Origin of the sequence: Blastococcus sp. TML/M2B (assembly GCF_016612865.1) — a bacterium.
Lineage (GTDB): Bacteria > Actinomycetota > Actinomycetes > Mycobacteriales > Geodermatophilaceae > Blastococcus.
In genome coordinates this window covers 872025-893101 of record NZ_JAENZZ010000002.1, presented here as the reverse complement: position 1 = coordinate 893101, position 21077 = coordinate 872025, and the positions used below count along the sequence as shown (strand labels likewise).

23 protein-coding genes and 1 pseudogene are annotated in these 21077 nt (G+C 74.6%); 10 read left to right on the top strand and 14 right to left on the bottom strand.

Annotated features, from left to right (window positions below; all coding sequences use genetic code 11):
• The first annotated feature begins 118 nt into the window (after positions 1 to 118).
• Positions 119 to 385 carry a hypothetical protein gene (locus tag JKP75_RS21405; RefSeq protein ID WP_242473496.1) on the top strand — a complete coding sequence of 89 codons (267 nt, stop codon included), beginning with the start codon at positions 119 to 121 and terminating at the stop codon, positions 383 to 385.
• Positions 382 to 1431, top strand: a complete 1050-nt coding sequence (locus JKP75_RS12805) for an acyl-CoA dehydrogenase family protein (protein ID WP_200490865.1) — start codon at positions 382 to 384, stop codon at positions 1429 to 1431. The genes JKP75_RS21405 and JKP75_RS12805 overlap by 4 nt, the downstream gene beginning before the upstream one ends.
• A gap of 90 nt (positions 1432 to 1521) precedes the next feature.
• On the opposite strand, the gene JKP75_RS12800 is transcribed toward JKP75_RS12805, so the two are convergent.
• The 4 genes from JKP75_RS12800 to JKP75_RS12785 form a co-directional block, all read right to left on the bottom strand.
• Entirely contained in the window at positions 1522 to 2142 is a 621-nt protein-coding gene (locus tag JKP75_RS12800; protein WP_200490866.1) for a hypothetical protein, read from the bottom strand.
• A gap of 102 nt (positions 2143 to 2244) precedes the next feature.
• Entirely contained in the window at positions 2245 to 2979 is a 735-nt protein-coding gene (locus JKP75_RS12795) for an acyl-CoA thioesterase domain-containing protein (RefSeq protein ID WP_200490867.1), read from the bottom strand.
• Positions 2980 to 2981: 2 nt separating this feature from the next.
• Complete coding sequence (locus JKP75_RS12790) at positions 2982 to 3719, bottom strand: acyl-CoA thioesterase domain-containing protein (RefSeq protein ID WP_200490868.1); 738 nt, start codon at positions 3717 to 3719, stop codon at positions 2982 to 2984.
• Between the two features lie 96 nt (positions 3720 to 3815).
• Positions 3816 to 4853 (bottom strand): glutathione S-transferase C-terminal domain-containing protein, encoded by a 1038-nt coding sequence (locus JKP75_RS12785; protein WP_309229804.1) that lies wholly within the window; start codon positions 4851 to 4853, stop codon positions 3816 to 3818.
• Between the two features lie 154 nt (positions 4854 to 5007).
• Between JKP75_RS12785 and JKP75_RS12780 the strand changes: the two genes are divergently transcribed.
• Complete coding sequence (locus JKP75_RS12780; protein ID WP_309229803.1) at positions 5008 to 6516, top strand: AMP-binding protein; 1509 nt, start codon at positions 5008 to 5010, stop codon at positions 6514 to 6516.
• A gap of 90 nt (positions 6517 to 6606) precedes the next feature.
• Here JKP75_RS12780 and JKP75_RS12775 read toward each other — a convergent pair whose 3' ends face one another.
• On the bottom strand, positions 6607 to 7026 hold the full coding sequence (locus tag JKP75_RS12775) for a DUF1810 domain-containing protein (RefSeq protein WP_200490870.1): 420 nt from the start codon (positions 7024 to 7026) through the stop codon (positions 6607 to 6609).
• A gap of 283 nt (positions 7027 to 7309) precedes the next feature.
• On the opposite strand from JKP75_RS12775, the gene JKP75_RS12770 reads away from it, so the two are divergent.
• Positions 7310 to 7891 carry a TIGR03086 family metal-binding protein gene (locus tag JKP75_RS12770; protein WP_200490872.1) on the top strand — a complete coding sequence of 194 codons (582 nt, stop codon included), beginning with the start codon at positions 7310 to 7312 and terminating at the stop codon, positions 7889 to 7891.
• Here the strand turns inward: JKP75_RS12770 and JKP75_RS12765 are convergent.
• Both JKP75_RS12765 and JKP75_RS12760 read right to left on the bottom strand, forming a co-directional pair.
• Entirely contained in the window at positions 7888 to 8565 is a 678-nt protein-coding gene (locus JKP75_RS12765; RefSeq protein ID WP_200490873.1) for a DNA alkylation repair protein, read from the bottom strand. The two genes, JKP75_RS12770 and JKP75_RS12765, sit on opposite strands and share 4 nt — an antisense overlap.
• Positions 8562 to 9323, bottom strand: a complete 762-nt coding sequence (locus JKP75_RS12760) for a hypothetical protein (protein ID WP_309229802.1) — start codon at positions 9321 to 9323, stop codon at positions 8562 to 8564. Before JKP75_RS12760 ends, JKP75_RS12765 begins: the two co-directional genes overlap by 4 nt.
• Positions 9324 to 9606: 283 nt before the next feature.
• Here JKP75_RS12760 and JKP75_RS12755 point away from each other — a divergent pair, with 283 nt between their 5' ends.
• The 4 genes from JKP75_RS12755 to JKP75_RS12740 all read left to right on the top strand — a co-directional run bounded on the left by JKP75_RS12755 (position 9607) and on the right by JKP75_RS12740 (position 12505).
• Positions 9607 to 11052, top strand: a complete 1446-nt coding sequence (locus JKP75_RS12755) for a DUF4407 domain-containing protein (protein WP_309229801.1) — start codon at positions 9607 to 9609, stop codon at positions 11050 to 11052.
• Positions 11053 to 11108: 56 nt separating this feature from the next.
• Entirely contained in the window at positions 11109 to 11339 is a 231-nt protein-coding gene (locus tag JKP75_RS12750) for a hypothetical protein (RefSeq protein ID WP_200490876.1), read from the top strand.
• 100 nt (positions 11340 to 11439) lie between these two features.
• Positions 11440 to 11910, top strand: coding sequence for a hypothetical protein (locus JKP75_RS12745; protein WP_200490877.1), 471 nt, complete (start codon positions 11440 to 11442; stop codon positions 11908 to 11910).
• A gap of 64 nt (positions 11911 to 11974) precedes the next feature.
• Positions 11975 to 12505 carry an NUDIX hydrolase family protein gene (locus JKP75_RS12740; RefSeq protein WP_200490878.1) on the top strand — a complete coding sequence of 177 codons (531 nt, stop codon included), beginning with the start codon at positions 11975 to 11977 and terminating at the stop codon, positions 12503 to 12505.
• A gap of 60 nt (positions 12506 to 12565) precedes the next feature.
• Here the strand turns inward: JKP75_RS12740 and fmdA are convergent, their stop codons facing one another.
• The 7 genes and pseudogenes from fmdA to JKP75_RS12710 form a co-directional block, all read right to left on the bottom strand.
• The gene (gene fmdA, locus JKP75_RS12735; RefSeq protein WP_309230002.1) at positions 12566 to 13528 is read right to left on the bottom strand and encodes a formamidase; all 963 of its coding nucleotides are present in this window, start codon (positions 13526 to 13528) and stop codon (positions 12566 to 12568) included.
• A 121-nt stretch (positions 13529 to 13649) separates the two neighbouring features.
• Positions 13650 to 13808, bottom strand: a pseudogene (locus JKP75_RS24020) (acetamidase/formamidase family protein); the annotation flags it as partial.
• A gap of 15 nt (positions 13809 to 13823) precedes the next feature.
• Positions 13824 to 14606, bottom strand: coding sequence for an AmiS/UreI family transporter (locus JKP75_RS12730; RefSeq protein ID WP_200493138.1), 783 nt, complete (start codon positions 14604 to 14606; stop codon positions 13824 to 13826).
• 84 nt (positions 14607 to 14690) lie between these two features.
• Entirely contained in the window at positions 14691 to 14975 is a 285-nt protein-coding gene (locus tag JKP75_RS12725) for an FmdB family zinc ribbon protein (protein WP_200490881.1), read from the bottom strand.
• Positions 14976 to 15191: 216 nt separating this feature from the next.
• Entirely contained in the window at positions 15192 to 15815 is a 624-nt protein-coding gene (locus JKP75_RS12720; protein ID WP_200490882.1) for an antibiotic biosynthesis monooxygenase, read from the bottom strand.
• A gap of 106 nt (positions 15816 to 15921) precedes the next feature.
• Positions 15922 to 17034, bottom strand: coding sequence for a hypothetical protein (locus tag JKP75_RS12715; protein ID WP_200490883.1), 1113 nt, complete (start codon positions 17032 to 17034; stop codon positions 15922 to 15924).
• A 41-nt stretch (positions 17035 to 17075) separates the two neighbouring features.
• On the bottom strand, positions 17076 to 18836 hold the full coding sequence (locus JKP75_RS12710; RefSeq protein ID WP_200490884.1) for a bifunctional diguanylate cyclase/phosphodiesterase: 1761 nt from the start codon (positions 18834 to 18836) through the stop codon (positions 17076 to 17078).
• A gap of 201 nt (positions 18837 to 19037) precedes the next feature.
• Here JKP75_RS12710 and JKP75_RS12705 point away from each other — a divergent pair, with 201 nt between their 5' ends.
• Complete coding sequence (locus tag JKP75_RS12705; RefSeq protein ID WP_200490885.1) at positions 19038 to 19904, top strand: hypothetical protein; 867 nt, start codon at positions 19038 to 19040, stop codon at positions 19902 to 19904.
• Positions 19905 to 19990: 86 nt separating this feature from the next.
• The gene (locus JKP75_RS12700; protein WP_200490886.1) at positions 19991 to 21037 is read left to right on the top strand and encodes a hypothetical protein; all 1047 of its coding nucleotides are present in this window, start codon (positions 19991 to 19993) and stop codon (positions 21035 to 21037) included.
• The last annotated feature ends 40 nt before the right edge of the window (positions 21038 to 21077 follow it).

Below are 21077 nucleotides of genomic sequence, written 5' to 3'. Positions count from 1 at the left end.
TTCCTGTCGACCTATCCCCTCGTCGCCGAGTTCGGACGTCGCGTCGTCGACTCGGGGGACCCGGCCGCGCTGGCGGCGCTGGGCCTGGCTGTCGGCCCGGGTGCTGGCGCTGCGCCAGATGTCGCTGCGGATCGCGGCGGCGCTGGACCGCGGCGAGCTGCCCAACATCCCGGCCGCGCTGGTCAAGGACGTCGGGACGACGTTCGAGGCCGACGTGATCGACGAGGTCCGGCGGGTGGTCGACGTGCTGCCGTCGCTGGACTCGCCCGACCCGCTGGCGCGGGCGCTGGCCGAGGCGCAGCTGCACCAGCCCGGCTTCACGCTGCGGGGCGGCACCAACGAGATCCTGCGAGGGATCGTGGCGCGTGGATTGGGCCTGCGATGAGCGATCAGGACCTGGTGGTCGAGACCGTCCAGGGGCTGCTGGGGCGGCACGAGCCGTTCGACCCGACGCCCGAGCGGCGCTGGGACGCCGGTCTCTGGACGGCGCTGGCCGGGACCGGGCTGACCGGCGTCGGGCTGCCGGAGAGCGCCGGCGGCTCGGGCGGTGAGCTGGCCGACGCGGTGGCGGTGGTCCGCACGCTGGCGGCCGGCGCGGGCGCGGTGCCGGTGGCCGAGCAGCTGCTGGTGGCCGGCCCCGCGGTCATCGCGGCCGGCCTGCCGCTGCCGCCGGTCGACGAGCCGCTCACCTTCGGGCACGCCGAGAACGTGGCGGCCACCCCGGCCGGCGACGCGTGGTCGCTCACCGGCACGGTCGCCGACGTCCCGTGGGGTGCGACGGCCGCGCACCTGGCGCTGCTGGCCACCGGCCCGGACGGCGCCGTCCTGGCGCTGCTGCCGACGGCGGGGCTGGCGGCGTCGGCCGCGGTCAACCTGGCCGGCGAGCCGCGCAGCACATTCACGCTGGACGGCGTCCCGGCCGTGGCGGCACCGCTGAACGCCGCGCAGGTGCGCGAGCTGCGGGCCGGCTACGCGCTGGCCCGGGCGGTGCAGCTGACCGCGGCGCTGGAGCAGGTGCTGGCGTGGACCGTGCAGTACGCGGGGGAGCGGCAGCAGTTCGGCCGCTCGCTGGCCAAGTTCCAGGCGATCCAGATGGAGCTGGCCGAGATGGCCGGCGAGGTGACGGCGGTGACCGCGCTGACCGACGCCGCCGTGCAGTCCCTGCACCACGGCGAGGGCGACTTCTGGCTGGCGGCCGCGGCGGCCAAGGTGCGCGCGGGTGCGGCGGTCGAGGTCGTCGCGCGGCTGGCCCACCAGGTGCACGGCGCGATCGGCTTCACCCAGGAGCACCGGCTGCACCACCTGACCAAGCGGCTGTGGTCGTGGCGCGACGAGGCCGGCAGCGAGCTGCTCTGGTCGAAGGTGCTGGCCCAGGGTCTGCTGGCCGAGGGCCCCGACGGCCTCTGGCCCGCCCTCACCCGGGTGGTCTGACCGCGGCAGCCTCCCTGTTGATCATCGTCGAACGGTCGGCCCTCCCGGCGTGGCGGGCAGCCGGATGACGATGATCAACGGGGGCGGGGGTCAGACGGTCTCGGGCACCCGCAGGTGGGCGAGGACGAGGTCGAAGGTGGCCTCGTCGGTGACCTCGCCGGCGTGCTGCCGGCCCAGCTCCGCCAGCAACGGCGCGAGCCGGGCCGTGGCCTGCTCCAGGGCGTCGTCGTCGGTGAAGGTGACCGCGGTGACGCTGCGACCCTCCACGGGGTCGGCCAGGACGCTGACGCTGCAGAACCCCGGCAGCTGGGTCAGCCGCGGCACGATGCTCTCGCCGTAGGCGTCCAGCAGCGGGTCGAGCCGGTCCGGGTCGGTGCGGCACCAGGTCAGGCGGGCGCGGGCGCCGTCGGGTGCGCTGCGCTCGCGGTGCATCAGCGCGATCTGCCACTCCTGGAGCGCCTGCGGGCTCTGCAGGACGTCGGCGGTGCGGGCGCGGATGCCGCGCATCTCCGAGGCGCTGCGCTGCAGGGCCGCGTGGTCCTCGAACGAGCTGGTGATGATGACCCGGCCCGAGCCGCGGTCGGCGAGCATCGAGAGGCCGACGAAGCCGTCCATGCCCATGAGTGCGGGCATCGCGCGGTCCCGCAGGTAGGCGAGCGCGTCGTCGATCCGGTGCGGATCACCGTGGAAGGTCGTGGAGCGTGCGTACATGCCGGTTCCCCCTGGTCCACCGGCGGGAGCGCGGTCGGTCTCCCGCCGTCGGGGCCCACTGTGACGCAGCCCACCCCGCGGGGGCCAGTCGGGCCGGCGCGGTCAGCCCGCCCGGACGTTGGCGACGGCGACCGCCATGCTGAACCCGATCGGGCCTTCCACGTCGTGCATCGTGCAGTGCCCGACCGCGACGCCGTCGTCGCTGGCGTGGCCGCCGGACTCCAGCCCGATCGAGGTGCCGACCGGATCGCGGCTGAGCGTGAGGGTGTAGTCGGCGTTGATGAACTCGATGTCGGCCTCGCCGCGGTGCGCCAGCGGGCTGGCCATGTCGGCGGCCAGCGCCACGCGCACGAACGGGGAGAGCACCTCGCCGTCCACCAGCGGGCTCTTCTCGGTGACCCACATGCGGCGGCGGGTGGGGTCGTCACCGAACTCGGCGACCGAGCGCGGCATCGTCGCGGGATCGGGCGCGGTCCACGGCGGCGTGCGGGTCGGCACGGGGCTGGGCGGCTGCTCGCCGCGGCGCAGCTGGACGGCGCCGGCCCGGGCGACGACGCCGATGCTCGTGTGCACCCGCGCCTCGGTGACCTGGATGCGCCGACCCTGCCGGACGACCTCGGTCGTCACCTGCACCGGCTCGAACGGGGCGTTGCGGAACAGGTCGACGGTGAGCCGGCTGAACTGGAACTCCGGGGCCCCGTGCTCGGTCTGGAGCGCGCGGGCGAGCAGCCCGCCGAGCAGCCGGCCGTGGATCATGTCCGGCACCCACCAGCTGCGCGCGCTCTCGTGCGGCACGAGCCCCTCGGCGGCGGGCGTGAAGTAGGCGGGGCGCCCCACCGTCAGACGGTCCGGACGTTGGCGACGGCGGTGGTCATGCTGAAGCCGATCGGCCCCTTCTCGTCGTGCACGGTGGCGTGCCCGACGGCGATGCCGTCCTGGCTGACGTGGCCGCCGGCCTGCAGCCCGACGTACTCACCGACCGGGTCGCGGCTGAGGGTGAGCGTGTAGTCGGCGTTGATGAACTCGAGCTCGGTCTCGCCGCGGTGCGCGACCGGGCTGCCCTCGTCGGCTGCGAGCGCGACGCGCACGAACGGGGAGAGCTCCTCGCCGGCCACCAGGGGGCGGTCGGCGCGGATCCACATGCCGCGACGGGAGAAGTCGCCGTCCGGGACGACGTCGTTGTAGGCGTCGGGCAGGCCCGCCGGGCTCGGCGTGTCCCAGACCGGCGTGCGGGTCGGGACGGGGCTGGGCGGCTGCTCGCCGCGGCGCAGCTGCACGCCGCTGGCGCGGGCGACCACGCCCTTGCTCGTGTGCACCTTCGCCTCGGTCACGCGGATGCGGCGGCCCTCGCGGATGACCTCGGTGGTGATCTCGATCGGCTCGAACGGGGCGTTGCGGAACAGGTCGACGGTGAGCCGGCTGAACTGGAACTCCGGGGCGCCGTGCGCGGTCTCGAGGGCGCGGGCGAGCAGGCCACCGAGCAGCGGGCCGCTCAGCATGCCGGGGGTCCACCAGCTGCGGGCATCCTCGTGCGGGACGAACCGGTCAGCGGACAGCGTGAAGAAAGCGGGCCGCACGAGCGGGCTCCTCTGGTTGTGCGAGGACCGGGTCGGGCCCTTCGGGAGACGGGGGAGGTGCCTCCAGGGTATCGCCGCGCCCGCGCCGCCTCCGGATCAGCGGTGGGGGATGCCCCCGGGACCGTGGTCGGCGGGCACGCGCTCGCCCTCCGGCGTCGGCCCGGGCGGCGTGCCGTCGCCGAACGGGGAGCCGCCGAGTTCCTCGCGGCCGTGCGGCGTCAGCCAGACCGAGGTGTCCGGGCCGGCCGGGATGATCTGCGTCGGGTTGATGTCGGCGTGGACGACGTAGTAGTGCTCCTTGATCTGCGGGAAGTCCGTCGTGTCGCCGAACCCGGGGGTCTGGAACAGGTCGCGGGCGTAGCCCCACAGCGCGCGGAACTCGGTCAGCTTCTGCCGGTTGCACTTGAAGTGGCCGTGGTAGACGGCGTCGAAGCGGGCCAGGGTGGTGAACAGCCGGACGTCGGCCTCGGTGATGGTGTCGCCCATCAGGAAGCGGCGGTCGGTGAGCCGCTCCTCCAGCCAGTCCAGCGCGGTGAACAGCCGCTCGTAGGACTTGTCGTAGGCGCGCTGGGAGCCGGAGAAGCCGCAGCGGTACACCCCGTTGTTGACCTCGGTGTAGATCCGCTGCATCACCTCGTCCATCTCGTCGCGCAGGTGCTCCGGGTAGAGGTCGGGGGCGCCGTCGCGGTGGAACTGCGTCCACTCGGTGGAGAAGTCGAGGGTGATCTGCGGGAAGTTGTTGGTGACGACGGCTTTGGTCGGGATGTCGACGACGGCCGGCACCGTGATGCCCTTCGGGTACTCGGGGTCGCGGGCGAAGTACGCCTCCTGCAGCCGCTCGTAACCGAGCACCGGGTCGCGGCCACCAGGGTCCAGGTCGAAGGTCCAGCTGCGCTCGTCGTGCATGGGCCCGGCCAGGCCCATCGAGATCGCCTGCTCCAGGCCGAGCAGCCGGCGCACGATGATCGTGCGGTTGGCCCAGGGGCAGGCCCGCGCGGCGATCAGCCGGTAGCGGCCGGCCTCGACCGGCCAGCCGTCCCGCCCGTCGGCGGTGATGCGGTCCTCGATGTACTTCGTGTCCCGCTGGTAGTCGGCCTCGACGTACCCCGAACCGCTCCTGCTCGCGTCGCTCACCCCGCCAGCCTGCCCGGTCGCGCCGCCGCGTACACCCCGAGGGGCCGACATCACCCAGCGGCGAGCTCGAGCGGCCCCGGCAGTACCGGGACCGGGCATCCGGCGCAGAATGCCGGGAGCGGGCACCGAGCGGGTGCCGGGACTGGGGGAGCACGTGGTCGACGGACCGTTCGACACCAGCGGCATCGAGGTCGGCGAGGACGGGATCCGCCGCTACACCGGGCTGGAGCGGACCGTCGTCGACATGCTGCGGACGACGGTCGGCCGCTATCCGGAGCGGACGGCGGTCGTCGAGCTGGGCGGCCCGTCGATCACCTTCGGCGAGCTGTGGGACCGCGCGCTGCGGGTCGCCGGTGGCCTGCGCGACGCCGGGGTGCGTCCCGGCGACCGGGTGGCGATCCGGCTGGGCAACGGGCTGGACTGGGCGCTGGCCTTCTGGGGCGGGCACCTGGCCGGGGCGGTCGTCGTCCCGATGAACACCCGGCTGGCCGAGCCGGAGGTCGAGTACATCCTCGGCGACTGCGGCGCGTCCTTCGTCGTCCTGCCGGGGGAGCCGCTGCCCGACGGCGAGCCGGGTGAGGTGCCGCGGCGCGAGCACGGCGACGTCGCCGCGCTGTTCTACACGTCGGGCACCACCGGCCGCCCCAAGGGCGCGATGCTCACCCACGAGAACTTCCTGTCGACGGTGGAGAGCGTCATCCGCTGCCGGCGGCTGGACCGCGGGCCGGAGCACGTCGGGCTGATCTCGGTGCCGCTGTTCCACGTCACCGGCTGCTGCTCGCAGTTCATGTCGCAGATGGGCCTGGGCGGGCAGTCGGTCGTCATGCCGCAGTTCCAGCCCGCGGCGTTCCTGGCCGCGATCCAGGAGCACCGGGTCACGCTGGTCACCGCGGTGCCGACGATCTTCGAGCTGGCGCTGCGGCACCCCGACTTCGCGACCACCGACGTCTCGTCGATCCGGACGCTCAGCTACGGCGGGGCGCCGATCGCCCCGGAGCTGGTCCACCGACTGCTCGACGCCTTCCCGAACGCCCGCGTGGGCAACGGGTTCGGGCTGTCGGAGACGTCGGCGATCGCCACCTTCCTGCCGCACGAGTACGCGGTGGACCACGCCGAGTCGGTCGGCTTCCCGACGCCGGTGAACGAGGTGCGCCTCGACGCGCCCGACCCGGTGTCCGGGGTGGGGGAGCTGCTGGTGCGCGGCCCGAACGTGGTCGCCGGCTACTGGAACGACCCGGCCCGGACGGCGGAGACCTTCGTCGACGGCTGGCTGCACACCGGCGACATCGCCGCGATCACCGACGGCATGGTGCGGATCGTCGACCGCGCCAAGGACATGATCAACCGCGGTGGCGAGAACGTGTACTCCGTCGAGGTGGAGAACGCGCTCACCGCGCACCCCGACGTCCTCGAGGTCGCCGTCGTCGGCGTCCCCGACCCCGTGATGGGGGAGAAGGTGGGCGCGGTCGTGCTGCCCCGCCCCGGCGCGCCGGAGGACTTCGTGCCCTCGCTGATCGCCTTCGCCCGCGAGCGGCTGGCCGACTACAAGGTGCCGCAGTTCGTCCGCGTGCTCGACGACGCGCTGCCGCGGAACGCCGGCGGCAAGGTGCTGAAGACGACGCTGCGCGGCACCGAGGGGTGGGTCGCCGTCCCGCGCCGCTGACCCGCCTCGCCGAGTGCGGAGTTGGTGTCGCCGACACGCGCGGACACGCCGCGGCCGACGGCGACAACTCGACAGTCGGCGCCCGCGGCGTCAGAGCCGGCTGGTGGTCGCGTCGTCCTCGGCGCCGGCGAAGTACCGGTCGAGGACGGCGCGGAACAGCGGCTCGGCCGGGTCGGCGTGCGCGAACAGCGTCATCGACGAGCGCAGCTTCTGCGCGTCGATCGAGCCGAGGACGGCGACGGGGTCGCTCGCGTCGAGTTCGGCCAGCGCCCGTGTGCACTCGAGCAGCCGCGGGCCGAGCACCGGGTGCGCCAAGTAGGCGCGCGCCTCGTCGAGGCCGGAGATCGCGAAGTGCTGCGCGGTGGCGCTGCGGCCCAGGCCCGCGATCTGCGGGAAGACGAACCACATCCAGTGGCTGCGCTTGGCCCCGGCGCGCAGCTCGGCGAGCGCGGTGTCGTAGCTGCCGCGCTGCGCGTCGACGAACCGCTGCAGGTCGAAGGCGTCGCTCATGCGCGGAACGCTGCCACGCACCGGCGGATCCGGCCGGGCAGACTCGGGGCCATGACCTGACGACGCCGAGCACTGCACCCGCCCCGCCACCCAGGTCGGGACCGTCGAGCTCGCGATCGAGCCGATCGAGCTGCGGCTGTGCGACGAGCACGTGGCCGCGCTGCAGGCCGGCAAGGTGCGCGGGCTGAGCCAGGCGACCGGCTGGCGCAACGACGGCGCGCGCCCCCAGGTGCAGTTCGACGACTGACCGATGAGTGCGCGGCGGCCGGTCGGTCCTCACCGCATGGAGACCTTCGACCTCGCGCCCGCCGCCGCGGAGCTCCGCCGGATCGCCGCGGGTGTGGACGACGATCAGCTGGCCGACCCCACCCCGTGCGGCCCGACGCCGGTGGCCGGGCTGCTGGACCACCTCGTCGGGCTGACGCTGGCCTTCCGGATGGCCGCCGAGAAGACGGTGCCGGACGGCGGGCCGCACGCCGATGCCACGAAGTTGGCCGCGGACTGGCGGACCCGGTTGCCCGCCCAGCTCGACGACCTGGTCGACGCCTGGCGCAAGCCCGACGCGTGGGAGGGCATGGCGATCGCCGGCGGCGTGCAGATGCCCGGCGCCGTCATGGCCGTCGTCGCGCTCGACGAGCTCGTGGTGCACGGCTGGGACCTCGCCGTCGCCACCGGGCAGGGGTACCGCCCCGACGAGGAGTCGGCGCGGCGCTGCCTGGAGTTCGCCGCCTCGTTCGGTGACGACCCGGAGGCCCGCGCCGGGCTGTACGGCCCCGTCGTCCCGGTGCCGGCGCAGGCGCCGCTCCTGGACCGGCTGCTCGGGCAGACCGGCCGCGACCCGGGCTGGCGGCCGAGGAGCAGCTAGCCCTCCTGCCGGCGCACCATCTCGGCGATCCAGGTGGGCGCGTACGGGGAGGTGCAGCCCGGGGAGGTCGGGTAGTCCTCGAGCACGCGCAGCCGCTCGCCGATACCGATCGCGCGCTCGCGCAGCGCGGGGTGGGAGATTCCGATCTGCGCCAGGCATTCGTTCATCGCCCACTGCAGCCGGTCGGGAGCCTGCGCCATCTGCTCCTCGATCTCGTCGAGGAGGCCGGGCAGGTCGAGGCCCTCGGGCCGCTTGACCACGCGCTCGGTGGTCAGCGCCCAGCCCGCGCTCGCCACCACCGGATCGGCGTCGGCGAACCAGGCGACGCGCAGCTCCTCGGCGTGCGGGCTCTTCTTCACCACGTTGCTGACCAGCCAGTCGTGCACCTTCGGCACGCGCGCCGCGCGCAGCATGTCGTCGAGCTCGTCGCGGCCGAACTCCTTCGGCCGGCAGACCAGCAGCGCCAGCAGGCGGGCGGCGGTGTCGCCGGTCGCCCACAGCTCCCGGGCGAGGTCGTGCTGGGTCTTCAGGCGCTTCGCCACCGCGCGCAGCGTGGTGAGGTTCACCCCGTGGTCGTCGCCGTGCCGCTCGTTGACCGCGCGGATCCGCGGGTCCTCCAGCGCGGCCAGCTCGGCCATCAGCTCGGGCACGGTCGTGCCGGTGCTCGTGGTCATCGCGGACTCCCCGTCTCGTCGGCCTCGTGCGCGGGGCGCGAACCCTCGGCCGCGGCGTGCGCGAACCGGAGCGTGGTGGTCAGCCACAGCAGCACGTCGTGCTGCCGCAGCCGGGTGAGCGCCACGCCCGCGCGGCGGACGGCGTCCTCCAGCTCGGCGAAGCCGTCGGCGGCCTGCCGCAGCTCGCGGTGGACCACCGCCGCGACCCCGCTGTCGCCCTCGCGGACGTGCGGGAGCAGCGGCCACCGCGTGGCGTCGTGCAGCAGCGGGATCAGCGCGGGGTACCGGTGGTGCAGCGCGGCGGTCACGTGCGGCGCGCTCAGCCCGCGCCCGGCGCACACCACGCGCAGCCGCCGCAGCAGCGCCCCCACGGTGCCGGGCTCGGCGAGGACGGAGAACTCGTCGTCGGGCAGCTCCCAGAACGCCCGCCCCGCGGCCCGGGCGACGACGTCGTCGGCCAGCGCCTGCACGTCGGGGAGCGCGGCGGCCATCGCCGTCCACGCCTTCCGGTCCAGCCGGCCGTGCAGCCCCTCCGCGGTGAGGATGTCGGCCTCGCCGAGCGGGCCGTCGGGGACCGGCCGGCGGTCGAACCGCTCGTAGCCGAACGCCGGCACCTGCGCCCAGCGGCCGGTCCGGTCGTTCGGCGCGCGGTAGTGCAGCGGTCGCCGGGCGCGGGCGTAGCCGAGGACCGCGGCGAGCGCGGCGTCGCCGGGGATGGGCGCCGGCCCGGCGCTGGGCAGGTGCAGGGGTGGAACCACGGATCCCTCCTCCGTCCGCGCCAGCATCCTCCCCCCGACTCTCGACAACGAGATCGCCGGGGTCGGTCGTTCTCCACCCCGGGAACGCGCGAGATCGCCGATGTCGGTCGTTCTCCACCCCCGGAACGCGCGAGATCGGCGATCTCGCCGCAGGGGGTGGGGCGGCTGGGACGTGGTTCACGGTCCGGACCGGCCGGTTCGGTCCGGTCGGTCCTCCGGCCCGCCGATACCTCACCGGGTGGCGGAGCTCCTCGATCCCGCCGCCCAGGGGGGCAGGTGCGCTGTGGCGCGACGACGTGAACGGATCGGCGACGGGCTGGCGGTGCTGTCCGGCGCCCGGGCCGACGTGCTGGAAGCGGTGCCGGGCGCCCGCGCGAAGTTCGTGGCGCTCGGCGGTGTGCTGCTCTCGACCGGCGGCCTGGCGGTGCTCTCGATGGCGTTCGCCGTCTCCATGGCGCTCGGCGTCTGGTGGCCGCTCGCGGCGCTGGTCGGCCTCGGCTGGGGCTTCGTCATCGTCAACCTCGACCGGATGCTGCTGGTCGGGATGGCGCACGACCCCTCGATGCGGCGCAACCTGCTCATGGCGGTGCCCCGCGTCGGGCTGGCGCTGGTGCTCGGCATCGTGATCTCCACGCCGCTGACGCTGCAGATCTTCCACAAGGAGATCGACACCCAGGTCGTCGCGCTGCAGGCCGAGGCCTCCGACGCCTACAAGCGGAGCCTGGACGACGACGCCCGCTTCGCCGGGCTGCCCGCGCTGCGCGAGAAGTTCGTCGCCGAGCAGGCCGTCGTCGCCAGCGGCGGGACCGCGGACGCCGACCTGGCGCCGCTGCAGGCCGAGGTCGTCGCCGCACAGGCCGCCTACGACGCGGCGCTCACCGCCCAGCGCGAGCTGTCGGCGCGGGCGCAGTGCGAGCTCGATGGCACCTGCGGCACCGGCGACGCCGGCACCGGAGAGGCCTACGCCCAGGCGCGGCGGGCCGCCGACGGGCAGCGCGACGTCGTCGCCGCGGCCAAGAGCGACCTGGACGCCGCCGTCGCCGCCGTGTCGGCCGGCGCCGCGCGGAGCATGACCCAGGCGGCCGCCGACCTGGAGACCGACCGCGCGGAGCTCGCCCGGCTCACCGAGCAGCAGACCGCGCTGCAGGCGGCCTTCGACGCCACCAACGCCGACAACACCGGCATCCTCATCCGGCTGCAGGCGCTCTCCGCGCTGAGCGACTCGAACACCACGATGGCGATCGCCCACTACATGCTGGCGCTGCTGTTCATCTCGGTCGAGCTGCTGCCGGTGCTGATGAAGATGCTGCTCAACGTCGGGCCGCGCAGCACCTACGACCGGCTCTCCGACCTGCGCGACGACGGCGACCTCGAGATCGAGCAGCTGCAGCAGAGCGCGCGGGTGGAGGTCGAGCAGGCCGTGCAGGAGCTGCTCGTGCTCGCCGAGAAGGAGCGCGTCGACCGGCAGAAGGAGCAGGTGCTGGCCCGCCGCCGGGCGCGCATCGCGGCCGCGGTCGCGCAGCGGGAGGCGGCCGAGCAGGTGCCCGAGCCGCGGACCGAGGCCGCGCCGGAGGACGCCGGACGCCGCACCTGGGACACCGGCCCCATCCTCGGGCTGGCCCGCACGGCCGCCTCGCGGACGGTGCGCACGATGCGCCGCCGTCCCGACGTCCGCCCGGAGGCCGGCTCCGGCACCCTTCCCGAGCCCCGGGAGCCCGAGCGCGTCTGACGGACCGTGCGCGAACCGCTACCCGGACGGCGCGATGATCACGAGGTTCGCCGGGCATGGAGATCGAGCCGATCATGAACAGGCGCATCTCGATCCCTCCCCAGCGCATCGGCGCCACCGCCGAGCTGGCCGAGGCCCGGGCGCTGCTGCGGGAGGCCGCGCCGGCCGACCGGTGGGACGACGTGCTGGCCGAGGCGCGTCGGCTGCAGGCGCACGAGTGGCTGGCGCCGCTGGCGGCGCTGCAGGCCGTGCACGCCAAGCTCGCCGCGGGATGGCTGCCCCGCTGAGGCTGCCGATCTGCTGTGCATCCCGCGGGGTTGCTCGCGGAACGGGGTCGGCCCGTGACAGGGTGCTTCTCCCAGCACCGACGACGTGAGGCCTGCACCGATGAGCACCGACGATGACCAGCCGACCGCCGTCCCGCCGACCGCCGTCCCGCCGACCGCCGTCCCGCCGACCTCGCCCTCCCCGGCGGCTGCTCCCGTCGCCACGCAGCCGGTGCCCGGTGACCCCGGCGCGCCCTACTTCACCGGGGCCGCGGGGCCGGTCGACGAGCCCGAGCCCGGCTGGTTCGACCGCAACGCCACGCTGGTCATCAGCGTCTCGGTGGCGATCATCGCCGTCGCTGCGGCGCTGGTCTCGCTGTTCTTCTACCGCGAGTCGGTCGCCGACGGGAACGCCGACACCGAGTCCGCGGTGCGCGACTTCATCGACGACAAGGGCGGCGAGGTCGAGAGCGTGCAGTGCGACGGCGACTCGTGCTCGGCCATCGTGGACGGCGCCGCGTACACCGTCCTGGTGCACGAGGACGAGGACGGCGAGCAGACGTTCGGCGTCGCCACCTACTCCGGAGACTGATCTCGCAGGACGCGCCGTCGACCCGTGCGCGGTGCGACGGCGCGCCGTCGGCTAGACAGGGCACATGACTGAGGTGACGAACCCGGACGCGGGCTGGCTCTCCCGCGAGGACATGGACCTCGCCCGCGAGCGGCTGCCGATCCTCTACGTCGACGTGGTGCCGGTGCGCGTGGACGGCCAGGGCACCGTCATCGCCGTCGGCCTCCTGCTGCGCGCCGGTGAGGACGGGCAGATCAAGCGGGCGCTGGTCTCGGGGCGCGTGCTGTACCACGAGCGGGTCCGCGCGGCCCTGCTCCGGCACGTGGAGAAGGACCTCGGGCCGCTCGCGCTGCCGCGGGTGCCCCCGGCGCCGCAGCCGTTCACCGTGGCCGAGTACTTCCCGACCCCGGGTGTCACGCCGTTCCACGACCCGCGGCAGCACGCGGTGTCGCTCGCCTACGTGGTGCCGGTCGAGGGCGACTGCGCGCCCCAGCAGGACGCCCTCGAGCTGACCTGGTTCACCCCCGACGAGGCGCGCGACCCGGGCGTGCTCGCCGAGCTGATGAACGGGCAGAGCACCCTGCTGCTGACGGCGCTGGCGCACCTGGGCGTCTGAGGGGCCGGCGTCTGAGCAGGGTCGCAGGGCCCCGGTCGCCGCCGGGGCCCCGCGCCGGTCTCAGAAGCTGGACCGGGGAACGCCCTGGCCCGGATCGATGCGGGTCGGCCCGGACGCCGACGGCTCGACGTCGAAGTCGAAGATCCCGGTCGGGACGTACACCGTCGAGCAGGAGTTCGGGATGTCGACGACGCCGGACAGCCGGCCCTCGATCGGCGCCGCCCCCAGGATCATGTACGCCTGCTCCGGGGTGTAGCCGAACGTCGTCAGGTAGTCGATCGCGTGCAGGCAGGCCCGCTGGTAGGACAGGTGCGAGTCCAGGTAGCGCTGCTCGCCGTCGAGGGTGACCGACGTGCCGGAGAACGCCAGCCAGCGCTCGTAGCGGGGGTCGACGTTGCCGGGGATGAAGATCGCGTTCTCGCTCACCCCGTAGGTCTGCATGCCGCCCTTGATCAGGTCGACGTGCAGGTCGATGAAGCCGCCCATCTCGATGGCGCCGCAGAAGGTGATCTCGCCGTCGCCCTGGCTGAAGTGCAGGTCGCCCATGGAGAGCTTCGCGCCGTCGACGAACACGGGGTAGAAGACCCGGCTGCCCTTGGTGAAGTTCTTGATGTCCTGGTTGCCGCCGTTCTCCCGGGGCGGTGCGGTGCGTGCGGCCTCGGCTGCGGCCCGCTCGAGGTCGGCGCCCTGCAGCGAGCCGAGGACGGCGTCCTGGGGGAGCGGGGGCAGCGCCAGCGGCGGCACGCGGTCGGGATCGGTGTCGATGAGCGCCTGCTCGCGGCGGTTCCACGTGGCGAGCAGGTCGGCCGACGGCGCGGTGCCCATGAGCCCGGGGTGCACGATGCCGGTGAACGAGACGCCCGGGACGTGCCGGGAGGTGGCCTTCTGGCCGGTGAAGTCCCAGATCACCTTGTACGCGTCGGGGAACTGCTCGGTGAGGAAGCCGCCGCCGTTCTGCGTGGCGAAGATGCCCGTGTAGCCCCAGCCCTGGCCGGCCAGCGGCCCGGAGTCCTCCTGGGGGATGGGGCCGACGTCGACGATGTCGACGATCAGCAGGTCGCCGGGCTGCGCGCCCTCGACGTAGGAACGGGCCGCTCAGGCAGTGCACGGTCGACAGCGGGGCGTCCCGGATGTCGTCGGCGGAGTCGTCGTTGTGGATGGCGCCGTCGAACCACTCCCGGCAGTCGACCCGGAAGACGTCACCGGGCTTCACGGTCACGTTGGCCGGAATGTCCGGGTGCCACCGGTTGTGGCCGACGTACTGCTGGTCGGTGAACTTCTTCGACGAGTCGAGCGGGAACACGTTCTTCGGCACGGTCTACCTCCGGGGCTGGGGAGCGGCACCGCTGCGGTGCAGCGCTGTGGCGACGGCGTCCTGCGGGCTGCGGACGGCGATCACCTCCTCCCGTCGGTGGTGGTCGTGCCCGGTCGTGCGGCCGGGACGTCGGCGCGGTGGGCCGGCGCGGCGGTGCCCTCGCGCAGTTCCGGGGCGGGTGCGGTCGCGGCGGCCGCTCCTCGATCGCGCATCCGGGGGGCCAGCGTCAGCGAGGCGGTGCAGAGGACGGCGAGGCCGACCGCCCACCGCGGTGATGTGGTCGGACCACACGTCGGTCAGCAGCAGGAACGCGGGGACCGCCGCGGTGACCACCCCGGCGACGACGGCGACGAAGCCGGTGAAGCGGGTCCACTCCTCGCGCTTGAGGCCGAGCACGACCCAGAACAGCGCCCACAGCACCGCCCAGTACAGCCAGATGACCCCGAACGCGGCGTCGTCGAGGCGGCCGAAGTTGAGCCCGGCGTAGACGACGGCGCAGCAGGCGACGAACGCCGAGAACCAGCCCAGGCCGGTGCCGTCCAGGTCGGCGAGCAGGTTGAAGCCGACGTAGAGGTAGGTGAAGCCGAACAGGTAGAGGCCGGAGGCGGCCAGGATGGTGTTCTGGTCCCCGTCGGCGGTGACGATCAGGTAGGTCGGGGTGATCACCTGGAGGCCGCCGACGAAGAAGTTCAGGGGCGCTGCGGCCCGGGCGTCGACCAGCCCCAGCAGCATGAGCCCGTTGAGGATGAGCACGGCTCCGACGTACAGAAGTCCCACGCTGGCCATGGGGGCGTCCCTTCGTTCGGTGTGCGGCCCGGCGGTTCCCCGTGGATCGGCGGAGCCCGGTGGCGGTGGCCCCGCCGAGGGGGGTCAGGGTCGCGGCAGGCGGCTCCAGGCCGGGTTGCTGGGCACCCGGGAGCGCGCGGCCGGGCGCGGGCCGGGGGAGTCGACGACGTCGGGGACGTGCGCCGTGCGCTCCGTCCGGTCGATGAGGGCGCGGCGCACGGGGTCGCCGAGGGAGAGCCGCGGCGCGGTGAAGACCCGCGTCGCCGGGCCACCGCAGGCCGGGCAGGGGGTGGTGGGCTGCGCGGTGCCGATGGGCAGCGCGCGCTCCGTGGTGCCGTGGTCCTCGCAGCGGTACTCGTAGACAGCCATGGCGTCCCGTCCGGCCGGCCCCCGTTGCCATCCGCCCGCGGCTCCCGGGCGGACGGCCACCGTGCTCCCGCGCAGGTGGGAGGGTCAAGGGGCCGGGGGACGGTGCCCGCCGGGCGGGGAGAGAAAGGGTGGCGGCACGCGCGTGTCGTCACCCGCCGTCGTCCGCCGGGTCCGGTGTGCACGGGGCGGCCGGGAGGCCGGCCGCCCCCACGCTGGTCAGACCAGCTCGGGCACCCGGAGTTCGTGCACGACGACGTCGAACTCGGCCTCGTCGGTGAGCGTGACGTCCATCTGCGCGGAGAAGGCGTCGCGCAGAGCCGAGATCTGGTCGCGGGTGGCGTCCATGGCGGCGCGGTCGGTGTAGACGGTGGTGAGGGTGCCGACGCCGGTGGCGCGGTCGATGAGCAGGCTCATGCTGCAGAAGCCGGGGATGTCGTCCATCGCTGGGATGATGCGGGCGCGGAAGGCTTCCAGGGTCTCGTCGGTGCGGGTCGGCTCGATGCGGCTCCACAGCACACGGGCGCACGACTCGTCGCCGGCGGAGTGCAGGCGGAGGACGACCGCGATCTCCCACTCCTGGACGTCGGTGTCGCGGGCGCCGAACCGGTCGGCGGCCTGGGCGCGCATCTGCAGCACGCGGTCGCGGCTGGCCGTCATCGCGGCTTCGGTCTCCCAGCCGGTGGTGACGATGCAGCGCCCCGTGGTGCGGTCGACGAGCATCGACAGGCCGGTGTAGCCCTCCATCCGGCTCACCGCGGGCATGACGTTGTCGCGGACGTCGGCTACGCCCTCGTGCATGCGCTTCGGGTCGGCCATGACGGACGTGGTGCGTGCGTACATGACGCCCCCTTCCGGGGATGAGGAGCGGCGCCCCTGCGGCGTCGCCGCACCGGCCATGCTGCTCCGCTGCCGGGGGCTGTCCACGGCCGAAGGTCACCGGTCGCTGCTAGCTCGGGGCGTGGCCGTCCAGGTCGTCTGCGTCCAGCTCGCGGACGGCGGTGAGGAAGGCGGGCTCGGCGGCGTCGACCTCGACCAGCGCGAGGTCGGTGAGCTCCGGCCGCAGGCCGCGCTCGGCGTGCCCGTGGCGGATCAGGTCGCGCAGCAGGTCCGGGGCCCGGTCGAGCCCCGGCGTCTCGCGGTCGAGGTACCAGAGGTCGGGGTCGAGCAGCCGCCGCACGTTGGCCGGGCTCCAGATCAGCGGGTCGCCGCGGCCGTTGCCGCTGGCGGAGGCGAGGACGTCGTCGAGCAGGGCACGGCTGCCGGTCCACCGCGACCCGGACGGGCAGGCCAGGAACTGCTGGGCGACCTCGTCGAGCTCGTCCTCGGTCAGCTCCTGCTCGGGCACGACGCCACCGGGCGGAAGCAGGGCGATGAGCCACTCGACCAGCGCGCGTTGCTCGGTCCAGTCCTCGTAGCCACCGGTGCCGGGACCCAGGTCCAGCTCGCTGAGCGCGTCCTCGATGCGCGCCCGGGCGTCCGCGGTCGCGATGTCGCGCACCGTGGGGTCAGGACCGACCTCCTCGACGATGAGCGGGATCACGGCATCCAGAGGTTGCTCGACCAGGAAGCCGTCGGCGGCGAAGGCGCCCAGCTCGTTGTCCACGAGGACGACGGCAGTGAGCGGGCAGTCGCCGGGCGCGGTGGCGCTGACCAGCAGGTGGTCGACGTCGCCGTAGACGCTGCTGATCTCGACCGCGCGGTCTCCCGGCTCGGTGCGGTCCAGCTCGGCGAGCCAGCGGGGAAGCACCTGGCCTTCGGCGGCGATCTCCCGGCGCAACCGGCGGCGCAGCTCCCCGTCGCCGGTGAGGATGGCGATGGCCAGCAGAGCGGCCCGGGTCTCGGGCCGGCCGAAGTCATCCAGGCTGAAGACCAGTTCGGTCACGGGCGGCGCCCCCTCGCCGCGCGTGGTGCCGAGCAGCGTCCCGGCGGCGGCGAGGAACGGCCCGGGCGTGGATCTGTCGAGCGCCGCAGCCAGACCGGCCAGGAGCGCGGCCTCCGGGGTGGGCGGCCGGTGACCGGTGCTGCGGTGCTTCGGACGCCGCTTCCTGATCTTCGCCATGATCGGGAAAGGCTAGTGCGCTGGACCGACAGGTCCGGAGGTCAGCCGCGCAGGGCGGGGGTGCGCTCGGTGCGGCGCTCGAGCAGCGCGGCGAGGTCGGCCAGCGGGGCGGGCCGGCCGTAGAGGTAGCCCTGGCCGAAGCGGCACCCGGCGGCGCGCAGTTCGGCGTCCTGGGCCGGGGTCTCGACGCCCTCGGCGACGACGTCCAGGCCGAGGACGTGCGCCATGCCGACGATGCTGCGCAGCAGCGTGGCCCGCCGGGGCGAGGTGGCGACGGTCGCGATGAACGACGAGTCGAGCTTGAGGATGGCGGCGGGCAGGGTGTCCAGCCGGCTCAGCGACGAGTAGCCGGTGCCGAAGTCGTCGATGGCGATGCGCAGGCCGAGCGCGCGCAGCTGGTGCAGCGCGGCGACCGCGGCCGAGGACTCGGCCTCGACGAGGGTCTCGGTCACCTCGAGCACGGTCTCCGAGGCCGACCACCCGGTCTCGGCGAAGACGCGGCGGAGCCGGTCGCAGTAGGCCGGGTCGGAGAGCTCGCGGCCGGAGACGTTGACGCCCAGGCGCAGCTGGCGGCCGGTCTCGGCCCGCAGCGCGGCCAGCTGGGTGCAGGCGGAGCGGACGACCTGCTCGCCGAGGCGGCCCATGAGGCCGTGCTGCTCGGCGACGGCGATGAACTCCGCCGGCGAGACGGGCCCGCGCTCGGGGTGGGTCCAGCGGGCCAGCGCCTCGACGCCGACGACCTCGTCGGTGGACAGGTCGAGCATCGGCTGGAAGTGCACGGTCACGTCGCCGGCGTCGAGCGCGGCGGTGAGGTCGGCGACCAGGTCGGAGGACCGGGGGCCGGCGCCGAGCTCGACACGGCCCCGGCCGGCGGCCTTGGCGGTGTAGAGGGCGAGGTCGGAGCGGCGCATGAGCTGCGCGGCGCTCTCGCCGGGCTGGTGCTCGGCGACGCCGCAGGACATGCCTATCTCGGGGTGCATCGCGCGGATGCTGCGGACGAGCTCGAGCGCGGCCGGGCCGGGCACGCCGGGCAGCAGGAGGGCGAACTCGTCGCCGCCGTGGCGGGCGAGCACCGCCGTCGTCGGCAGGGCGCGGCCCCACACCTTGGCGACCTGGCGCAGCACGCGGTCGCCGGCGGCGTGGCCCTGGGTGTCGTTGATGGCCTTGAAGTGGTCGAGGTCGAGCAGCGCGGCCGACAGCGGCTCGCCGGTGCGGGCGACGGTGCGCATCAGCTCGTGCAGCGCCTGGTCGAAGCCGCGGCGGTTGGTGAGCCGGGTGAGCGGGTCGCGGTTGGCGCTGGACGCGCGCAGCACGAGGCCGCGGGTGACGACGCTCAGGCCGATGACCATCGCGTCGAGGGAGAGCGCGGTGGGGAGGGCGACGTCGCCCTGGGCCAGGAGGCCGCCGGTGAGGCCGATCAGCGCGAACGCGATGTGCAGGACGGCGAGCGGGAGGCTGAAGAAGAAGCAGGCGGCGATGGCGAGGAAGCTGGTCAGCGCGCCGACGGCGACCGCGGTGGGGGCGTCGGCGGCCAGGACGACCCCGGCGACGACGACGACCGTGGCCTGGGCGACGGCGAGGTGGAACGCGGGCCGCGGCCACCGGGCGCCGAAGCGGAAGACGACTGCGCCGGCGGTGAGGGCGGAGATGGCGAGGCCGGCGACCGGGGCGCGGTCGGACCAGGCGGCGCTGCTGCCGAGGACGGCCAGCAGGCTGGCGCTGCCGCCGAAGAGGTAGAGGGTGGCCAGCGCCTGCGTCATCACGCGCGGGGTCGCCACCTCGGGCACGCCGGACCACTTCATGGGAACTGCATCGTCCCACTTCTCGGCGGGCCTGAGGCGGTCTCCCCCGTCGGGGGGAGCCAGACCAGAGGGCCGGCTCACGCCGAGTGATCGTCGTCCGCGAGCTGCACCCCATCGGGCGACGGAACTCGCGTGGCGGCGGTCCGTCACCGGGCGTTCACTGATCGTCACGAAGCGAGTACGGACGGTCGAGGAGGAACGATGGCTGTGCCCACGACGCCTGCCCTCCTCCGGCTCTCGGGATCGCCTCTCGTCCGGCGCGCACTGCTGGTGTTCGGTCTCTCCAGCGGGCTCTGGCTGGTCGGCACGGCGACCTCCTCCGCCTCGGCAGACGTCCCTCCGCCCGCCGCTCCGGTGCAGGGCATCGTGGACCTGACCGGTGACCTGCTGGCTCCGGTTCCCGCCGCGGTCACACCGGTCGTCGCACCCGTCGTCGACACCGCTCTCGTGCCGGTCGCGCAGACGCCGGCGCCGGTGGGGGAGCGGCTGGTCGCGCCCGTGCTCCGGGCGGTCGAGCCGGTCACGGCGCCGGTGGTGGGCGCGCTGGCGCCGGTGCTCGACCCGGTGGTCGCCTCGTTCGCCCCCGTGCTGCAGCCGGTGATGGCGGCCGTCCCCCCGGTGCTCGCGCCTCTCGCCCCGGTGCGGCCGGTGCCCCAGGACGAGGTGCAGACCGTGCGTGCGACGGCCGGCGCACCGGCTGCCGCCGATGCGCGTGGCGGCTCGGCCGCCGGGGGCGTGCCCGCTCCGTCCGCGACGGGCGGGGAGGTGACCGAAGGGACCAGCGACGGTCACGCGGGCGTGCCGGTTCCGTCCTCGGTCAGCCGCGCGACCGTCGCCTCCGCGCCCGCTCCCGGCGGGGACCCTGTCCCGGCGCCCGCCCCCGTGCTGCCGGCCGGCGCACCCGCACCGTCGTCGTCCGCCGGGTCGTCGTCGTCGCTCGACCAGCCCGCAGGGGATCTGCCCCCGGCCGCGTTCGTCGGCGACCTCGGAGCGCTCGGCACCGCGGCCGACGGCGGACGGGACGGGGCAGCGGACCGCGCGCTCGACCCCGCCGTCCCTCCCGACTGAGGACGCCCCGGTCGGCCCTGCGCCGACCGCGGCCACTCCAGCCGGTCCGACCGGACCGGTCCCTCAGTCAGAGAAGGACACCCCTCATGAACGTGTGGATGAAGCGCGGGCTGCAGACGGCCCTGGTCACCGGAGGTCTGCTGGCCGCCGGTACGGGCCTCGCGTCGGCCGACGAGAACGCGGTCGCGGTGACCGTCCCGATCACCGTCACCGACAACGCCGTGGCGGTGCTGGGCACCGCCGGCACCACGCCGGCCGAGATCGGCCTGCCGCCGCTCGACGGCACCCTGGGCGTCGATATCGGCGGCCTGTCGGTCACGGTTCCGATCAGCGTCGGCGGCAACGTCGCCGACGCCGGGGGCGTCGACCTGGCCCAGCCCGGCGCTGCTCGGGCGGCCGACTCCGGGTCCGGCTCGGCCGTGGACGTCGACGTGCCGGTGGCCGTGACCGGCAACGCGATCGGCGTCCTGGGCGACGCCACCGCGGACGGCTCGTCCGCCGGCACCCCGGCGGCGTCGAGCGGGGGTGCCGACGACGCGTCGCTGCTCGACGCCGACGTCCCGGTGCTGGTGTGCGGTGCCGCTGTCGGGGTCCTTGGGGATGCCGAGGCGACCTGCGCCGAAGCCGTCGCCGGGGGTGCTCCCGGGAGCAGCATCGCGGACGTCGACGCACCGGTCACCCTCTGCGGCATCGCCGCGGGCGTCCTGGGCGACGCGGCCGCGAGCTGCACAGCTCCTTCGCCTGGCTCGGGCGGTCCGACGGACGGCACGGGCCCGGTCGTCGGCGTCGATGCGCCGGTCAGCGTGTGCGGCGTCGGCCTCGGCGTCATCGGTGGGGTGAGCACCACGTGCGGCGCTCCGGTCGCGCCGGGAACGCCGGTGGTGCCGGGTACGCCGGGTACGCCGGTGACCCAGGCTTCCGGTGAGCAGACCGCCCGGGGCGCGGTTCCGGCGAGCAGCGCCGTGACGATGGGCACCGGGGACGGCGCCACCGGGGCGCCTGCCGCCACCGGCTCGACGCTCGCCCGCACGGGTACCTCGGGCGCTCCGGCGCTGCTCGGTGGGCTGCTGGTCCTCGCGCTGGGCCTGGGTCTGACCGCGCTCGGCCGTAGCCGGGCCCGCGGCATCTGCTGATCTGCTGACGATGGGCCCGGCCGCGCTCGAGTGGCCGGGC

Coding starts and splice junctions, on each gene's coding strand:
- JKP75_RS21405 (WP_242473496.1), top strand. CDS start 119: ATGTCGCTGCGGATCGCGGCGGCGCTGGACCGCGGCGAGCTGCCCAAC.
- JKP75_RS12805 (WP_200490865.1), top strand. CDS start 382: ATGAGCGATCAGGACCTGGTGGTCGAGACCGTCCAGGGGCTGCTGGGG.
- JKP75_RS12800 (WP_200490866.1), bottom strand. CDS start 2,142: ATGTACGCACGCTCCACGACCTTCCACGGTGATCCGCACCGGATCGAC.
- JKP75_RS12775 (WP_200490870.1), bottom strand. CDS start 7,026: ATGAGCGACGCCTTCGACCTGCAGCGGTTCGTCGACGCGCAGCGCGGC.
- JKP75_RS12770 (WP_200490872.1), top strand. CDS start 7,310: ATGGAGACCTTCGACCTCGCGCCCGCCGCCGCGGAGCTCCGCCGGATC.
- JKP75_RS12765 (WP_200490873.1), bottom strand. CDS start 8,565: ATGACCACGAGCACCGGCACGACCGTGCCCGAGCTGATGGCCGAGCTG.
- JKP75_RS12750 (WP_200490876.1), top strand. CDS start 11,109: ATGGAGATCGAGCCGATCATGAACAGGCGCATCTCGATCCCTCCCCAG.
- JKP75_RS12745 (WP_200490877.1), top strand. CDS start 11,440: ATGAGCACCGACGATGACCAGCCGACCGCCGTCCCGCCGACCGCCGTC.
- JKP75_RS12740 (WP_200490878.1), top strand. CDS start 11,975: ATGACTGAGGTGACGAACCCGGACGCGGGCTGGCTCTCCCGCGAGGAC.
- JKP75_RS12730 (WP_200493138.1), bottom strand. CDS start 14,606: ATGGCCAGCGTGGGACTTCTGTACGTCGGAGCCGTGCTCATCCTCAAC.
- JKP75_RS12725 (WP_200490881.1), bottom strand. CDS start 14,975: ATGGCTGTCTACGAGTACCGCTGCGAGGACCACGGCACCACGGAGCGC.
- JKP75_RS12720 (WP_200490882.1), bottom strand. CDS start 15,815: ATGTACGCACGCACCACGTCCGTCATGGCCGACCCGAAGCGCATGCAC.
- JKP75_RS12715 (WP_200490883.1), bottom strand. CDS start 17,034: ATGGCGAAGATCAGGAAGCGGCGTCCGAAGCACCGCAGCACCGGTCAC.
- JKP75_RS12710 (WP_200490884.1), bottom strand. CDS start 18,836: ATGAAGTGGTCCGGCGTGCCCGAGGTGGCGACCCCGCGCGTGATGACG.
- JKP75_RS12705 (WP_200490885.1), top strand. CDS start 19,038: ATGGCTGTGCCCACGACGCCTGCCCTCCTCCGGCTCTCGGGATCGCCT.
- JKP75_RS12700 (WP_200490886.1), top strand. CDS start 19,991: ATGAACGTGTGGATGAAGCGCGGGCTGCAGACGGCCCTGGTCACCGGA.